At 28.2% G+C, this 6128-nt stretch carries 4 protein-coding genes; 1 reads left to right on the plus strand and 3 read right to left on the minus strand.

Translation table 11 applies throughout. The features are described 5' to 3' along the window. Nucleotides 1-29: 29 nt before the first annotated feature. Entirely contained in the window at nucleotides 30-2528 is a 2499-nt protein-coding gene (locus KGF50_RS19810; RefSeq protein ID WP_255655072.1) for an MDR family MFS transporter, read from the minus strand. A gap of 13 nt (nucleotides 2529-2541) precedes the next feature. Beyond that, on the minus strand, nucleotides 2542-3084 hold the full coding sequence (locus tag KGF50_RS19815) for a TetR/AcrR family transcriptional regulator (RefSeq protein ID WP_227849653.1): 543 nt from the start codon (nucleotides 3082-3084) through the stop codon (nucleotides 2542-2544). A 260-nt stretch (nucleotides 3085-3344) separates the two neighbouring features. Here KGF50_RS19815 and glpK point away from each other — a divergent pair, with 260 nt between their 5' ends. Then, a complete protein-coding gene (gene glpK, locus KGF50_RS19820; protein ID WP_227849654.1) occupies nucleotides 3345-4850 on the plus strand; it encodes a glycerol kinase GlpK in 1506 nt (501 codons plus the stop codon). 125 nt (nucleotides 4851-4975) lie between these two features. Here glpK and KGF50_RS19825 read toward each other — a convergent pair whose 3' ends face one another. Next, nucleotides 4976-5605 (minus strand): TrkA C-terminal domain-containing protein, encoded by a 630-nt coding sequence (locus tag KGF50_RS19825; RefSeq protein ID WP_227434287.1) that lies wholly within the window; start codon nucleotides 5603-5605, stop codon nucleotides 4976-4978. Nucleotides 5606-6128: the final 523 nt, after the last annotated feature.

The raw sequence follows: 6128 nt of genomic DNA on the forward strand, positions 1-6128 counted from the left end.
GGCTTACAATATAATACTATTGGACCTGTTTATCTAGTTTTGTTTTCTTTATAGAATAACAATATTATGAATGCAAGTAAATTTACACAAAAAACTGTTATATACATCTGTCTAAATCCTAAATTTAGAGTAGATTGTAATGTATTTTCTATTTTTATTTTATTGTTTTCTATAGAATTTATATAATCTAGTTTTGACTTATTAAAAGCTTTTGGTATTTCATCTTTTACTTCCTGTGTCTTTTTAAGAACTAATTGAAGCGATTTTTTCTGTTGCTCCATTGTGTCAAAACCTTTTTCCATGTCTTGATTTTTATTTATGGAATCATTTAATTTTGTTTGAAGTTCTTTCTTTTGAGATTCCATGCTTTTAAGTTTTTTACTTAATTGTTTTCTTTCTGACTTAGTTTTTTGTAATTTGGTATTTAACTCAGCTCTTGATTTTTTTAGTTGTTGTATTTGAGCATTTAGAGCTTCTTTTTTCTCATTTAAATTTGGTTTATTCTCACTAGAATTATTATTTTTATCTTCTGTAGAATCATTTTTATTACCATTTGAGTCAGAATTATTAGTGTTATTTTGTTCTTGATTGTTTGATGAATTTTCGTTATTAGAAGGAGTAGTACCTTGTGGTATCGTAGGTATTTTATTATAAGCAAGTGTCATTTCATGTATAGCTTTATCTTGTTTTTTTATACCTTGTTCCATACCTTTTATGCCTTTATCAGTTCCAGCAATACCCTTTTTTATTCCAGCTATTCCTTGATTAATACCAGTTCTAGCTTTTATCATATTGTCAATACCAGTTTGAATTCCTTTGATGCCACTGTTTAGTTTGTGTTCACCTTCTTCAATACCATTTATTCCACTTTGAGTACCATCTATTCCTTTTTGAACATTTGATTCTATTTTTGTAATTACAGAAGGAACTTTTTCATCAAACATTGTTGTTGATATTTCTTTTGTGATGTTGGTAATATTGGTTGTATCTGCTGATTGAACTTTGTCGAGTAAGTATTTTGGTAGTTTGCCATCTGTCATATCCATATTAATACTTGATGAATCGTTCATGTTTGGTATAGAAACATTTTTTAAATTCTTAGCCATTTCTGGGTCTGACTTTAAATCATCTATCATAGTTTCAAGTTCTTCAAGTTGAACTATTTTAGGTGTTGATGGTTTACCAACTATATCCATAATGTTATCCTGTACAGATAAACCAGCATGTGCTATAAATCCAATCATTATTGCAGGAGAAATTGAAGTTCCAATTGAGCGTATCAAAGATAGTGTTGCAAGTGCAGAATTAGATTCTTCTATTTTTGTATTTGAAAGCATCATGTAATTTAAAGGTGTTCCCATGGTAAATCCCATTCCTAATCCCATAAATATTAGACTTACACATACACTAAATACTGTATTGGTTTTTAGTGCAATTAAAATTAGATAAAGAGAGCCTATCATAGATACTGAGAACCCAAGTAGCAATATCTTTTTTGCACCAAATTTATCAATAAGTTTTCCGCTTAGAGGGGCAGCAACACCTGCAAATAATCCTAATATGGCAACAAAATATCCACCAGAACCAGCATTTATTTTTAATGCATTTTCAGCATATTGTGGAACAAATACCATACCCATCATTCCAATACCAACAATTAAAGATAGAATGAGTACTATTAGTATTCTTGGATTTAAAAAATATTCGAAATTCAAGATAGGGTCTTTAGCTTTATTTTCAACAAATATAAATATAGGTATAAGTATTATAAATGTCAATAAATAAGGATAAACAGATGTATCTTGTATAGAATTTTTAAAATTAAAAAAATCTATATTCATAAGACCATATAATAAAGATACTATTATACATATCAACATTAATGTTCCTAATTTATCTATTTTCTCTGTAGATGGAGACTTATTATTTTTTATACATAGTATTCCTCCAATAATTATAACCAAGCATATTGGAAGATTAACAAAAAACAGCCACTTCCAATTTTGAGTCCCAAATACACTTAGTATTGTACTACCTATACTTGAACCTAAAATATTCGCTATACCATAAGTTGCTCCAACTAAACCTAAAGCCATACCTCTTTTGTTTTCTGGGAAAGTGGTTCCAAATTCTGCTGTAGCAATTGGCATAATTCCACCTCCACCAATAGCTTGTATAACACGACCAATTAGTAAAATATAAAAGTTGGAAAATAATGATGATAATCCACAGATTAATGAGCCACTACCAAATAAAAATATACTAACTAAATATACATATTTTCTTCCTATTTTATCTGCTAATTTGCCAGAAATAGGGATTACAGACGCATATGTTAATGTATATATAGTAATCATCCAAATTCCTGTTTTTTCATTTACGCCAAGGCTATTTTGTATAATTGTTCTTGCTGGTGATACTATTCCAGTATCTATAGCTCCCATAAATATACCTAAAAGATAAAGAGTGAGTACTAAAAATAACTTTGGATTATTATCTTTGCTTTGAATACTAGTATTAGAATTCAAGGTAAACACCACCTTAATGTATTAATTTTTCAATATATGGCTTTAAATCTTCAAATTCTATATGAAGATATGTTGAGTATGAAAAAAACATCTTGATTATGATATTACATACTAATTTATCATTATTAAAGAAATTTTCTTGTTCTAAGGCTTCATATACTTTATTTGAAAGTTGCTCATGAAAATCATTTTTATGTTTTTTCATTTCGATAAATCTTTCCATTCCAAAAGTATCTAAAAAATCATCATATTGAATATTATGAACCTTGTTTATAAAATTTCTTATTTCTGTAAAGATAATATTTAGCTTTTCAATGTAATTATCACTATTTTTATTAGAGTGTTCAATTCGCCTTATCAATAAATCCCATTCTGATTTTGTAATATATTCTATTATTTCTTGTTTTGATTTGAAGTAATTATACACTGTACCTGCACTTATACCACACCTTTGGGCTATTTTCCTTATGCTAATATTTGAGTAATCTTCTTCCAAAATCATATCTCGAGACACTCTTAGTATATCTTCCTTTACGTTTTCTAAAATCTTGGGCATATGACCACCTCTTTTATTAAAATTATTATGAACACTGTTTATTATAAACCTTTAAAATTTATTAATCAATATGCAAGCTATAATGTATAATATTAATATATAGATATGGCGTAAAATAGATGTCTTATTATATAAGTATTTAATCTAATTAGAGTTATATTTTTTATATTTAAGCAGGAATATGTACTAAAATTATGTAATATTAGATTTTTCTTTTTAATAAGTTAATAATATTATTATATGATAAGGAGAATAAAATAATGGAAAAGAAGTATGTAATGGCACTAGACCAAGGGACAACTAGTTCAAGAGCTATATTATTTAATAAAAAAGGTGAAATAGTAAAAATTGCGCAAAAGGAATTTAAACAGATTTATCCAAAAGCTGGCTGGGTAGAACATGACCCTATGGAAATATGGGGTTCACAAAGTGGAGTAATGAGAGAGGTCATAGAAACAGCAGGTATAAGACCAGAAGAAATTGCTTCAATAGGTATAACTAATCAAAGAGAGACTACCATTGTTTGGAGTAGGTATACTGGGAAACCGATTTATAACGCGATAGTATGGCAATGTAGAAGAACATCAGAAATCTGTGATGTACTTAAACGTAAAGGGTTAGAAGAATCAATAAAGGAAAAAACGGGTCTTTTGATAGATGCATACTTTTCAGCAACAAAGATAAAGTGGATACTAGATAATGTAGAAGGTGCTAGAGAAAAAGCAGAACAAGGTGAATTATTATTTGGTACTATAGATACATGGTTAATATGGAACTTAACACGTGGGAAAGTACATATAACAGATTATTCAAATGCATCTAGAACGATGATGTACAATATAAATAACTTAGAGTGGGATAAAGACATACTACGAGAACTAGATATACCAATAAGTATGTTACCAGTAGTAAAACCTTCTAGCTATGTTTATGGGCATACAGATGAGCGTATGTTATCAGGAGCTAAAATACCTATTGCTGGATGTGCAGGAGACCAACAAGCAGCCTTATTTGGTCAAAATTGTATTGAAGAAGGTACTGCAAAAAATACTTATGGAACAGGTTGCTTCCTGCTTATGAATACAGGTAGCAATATAGTTAAATCTAAACATGGTTTGCTTACAACAATTGCTTGGGGTGTTGATGGAAAAGTAACTTATGCATTAGAAGGAAGTATATTTATTGGAGGAGCATCTATCCAATGGCTTAGAGATGAACTTAAAATGATTGAATCTGCAAGCGATAGCGAAATTTATGCAAATAGAGTAGAAGATACTAATGGTGTGTATGTAGTACCTGCATTTACAGGTCTTGGTGCTCCATATTGGGATATGTATGCTAGAGGGTCAATATTGGGTCTTACAAGAGGTGCAAAAAAAGAGCATATAATTAGAGCAACATTGGAATCAATTGCGTACCAAACAAAAGATGTATTAGAAGCAATGCAACATGATTCAAAATTAAAATTAAAGTCATTAAAGGTTGACGGAGGAGCAAGTAATAATAATTTCTTGATGCAATTTCAATCAGATATATTAAATGTAGATATAGATAGACCTAAAATAGTAGAAACTACAGCTTTGGGAGCTGCTTATTTAGCAGGATTGTGTGTAGGATTCTATATTGGAAGAAATGAAATTACATCAAAATGGTCAGTTGAAAAAGAGTTTAATCCAAATATGAGTGAAGAGAAGAGAAGTCGATTATATAAAGGTTGGAAGAAAGCTGTATCAAGAGCTTTAAGTTGGGAAAAAGAAGATGAGTAAGACATTTAAAGGTTAGATGTATTTAAATTTAAAAGTAGGGCTTTGTTGTAAAGCTCTACTTTTTTATTTTTACTTTTTTATTCTCAATTTTGTATTTCTGTATGATTGTAACCAAGTAGTATAATCTATTTTTCGTTTTCGTATAAAAACATTGGTATAGAATTATAAATATGCTGGTCCCCAACAACCAAAAGAATATCTCCCTCTAAAAATTCAATATATGGGCCAGGAGAGATTATAAGCTCCTCACCTCTTTTGATTGCAACGATTGTAGCTCCTGTATTTTGCCAAAACTTAGTTTGTGCAGCTGTTTGGCCAATGTACTTACAATTAGAGTTTATTGTGAACTGAACGGGCACTAAGGGGTTTATTATTTCGAGTCTATTAGAATAATCTATAATTTTATTTATAGTATCTAAGATTTCATTTTCTAGATTTGATTTAGTATCTATTAAATTGTAAAGTGTTGATTTATATGATGATATATTTGTAATGTCTCTATATTTTTTTATAAAAGAAGAAGCTTTGTCTGGTGATAATACAATAACACCTTTACCTTTTATGCTTTTAACAACGCCAATATCTTCTAAAATTTTAACAGCTCTCCTTATAGTTTCTGGTGATACATTGTATTTACCAGCCAAAACAGAGCGTCCAAACAATACTGAATCTTCCTGTATTTCACCTGTATATATTTTATTTGCAATATCCAAAGCTATCTTTTGGTATATTGGCATAGTATAGTTTTTTTCCATTGTTTTTCCTCCAATATAAAATTTATGTTAAAAAATATATAATCTTAATAATACTATTGTATAATTTATAAATTTATATGTCTACATTATGTACAAATATTGTCGTCTTTTTAAAATAATATTTTAACATGCATTTAGTATACATATTTTAATTATGCCATTCAAAGTATGTAATGAAGTATTTAAGGGAATGTAAAGACATTCTATGGATAAAAATAGATAATTATATAGATGAAATGAACAAATGAATGAAAAAAAACACTTCCGTCTTGCATATAAAATTATTAAAATTGAAAAATGCTTTAAAAATGAAAGTTAAAAGCTATAATTCATCTATAAATAATTAATTATTAACTAAAAAATGGGAAAAATGTTTTTGAAAAATAAGTACAAATGAATGTCGATTTAAATTAATTGCAAAAAAATTCCTTAAATGGTAAAATTATATTAATTAAATGTATTAAAATAGTTGAAAAAATAAATTGCATACAAGTAATAAAATATTTCATGCAATATATATAAT

This window comes from Clostridioides sp. ZZV15-6598, from assembly GCF_020657705.1.
GTDB lineage: Bacteria > Bacillota > Clostridia > Peptostreptococcales > Peptostreptococcaceae > Clostridioides > Clostridioides difficile_F.

Bases quoted from the DNA above. Each gene is read 5' to 3' on its own strand.
- KGF50_RS19815 (WP_227849653.1), bottom strand. From the start codon at position 3,084: ATGCCCAAGATTTTAGAAAACGTAAAGGAAGATATACTAAGAGTGTCT.
- glpK (WP_227849654.1), top strand. From the start codon at position 3,345: ATGGAAAAGAAGTATGTAATGGCACTAGACCAAGGGACAACTAGTTCA.
- KGF50_RS19825 (WP_227434287.1), bottom strand. From the start codon at position 5,605: ATGGAAAAAAACTATACTATGCCAATATACCAAAAGATAGCTTTGGAT.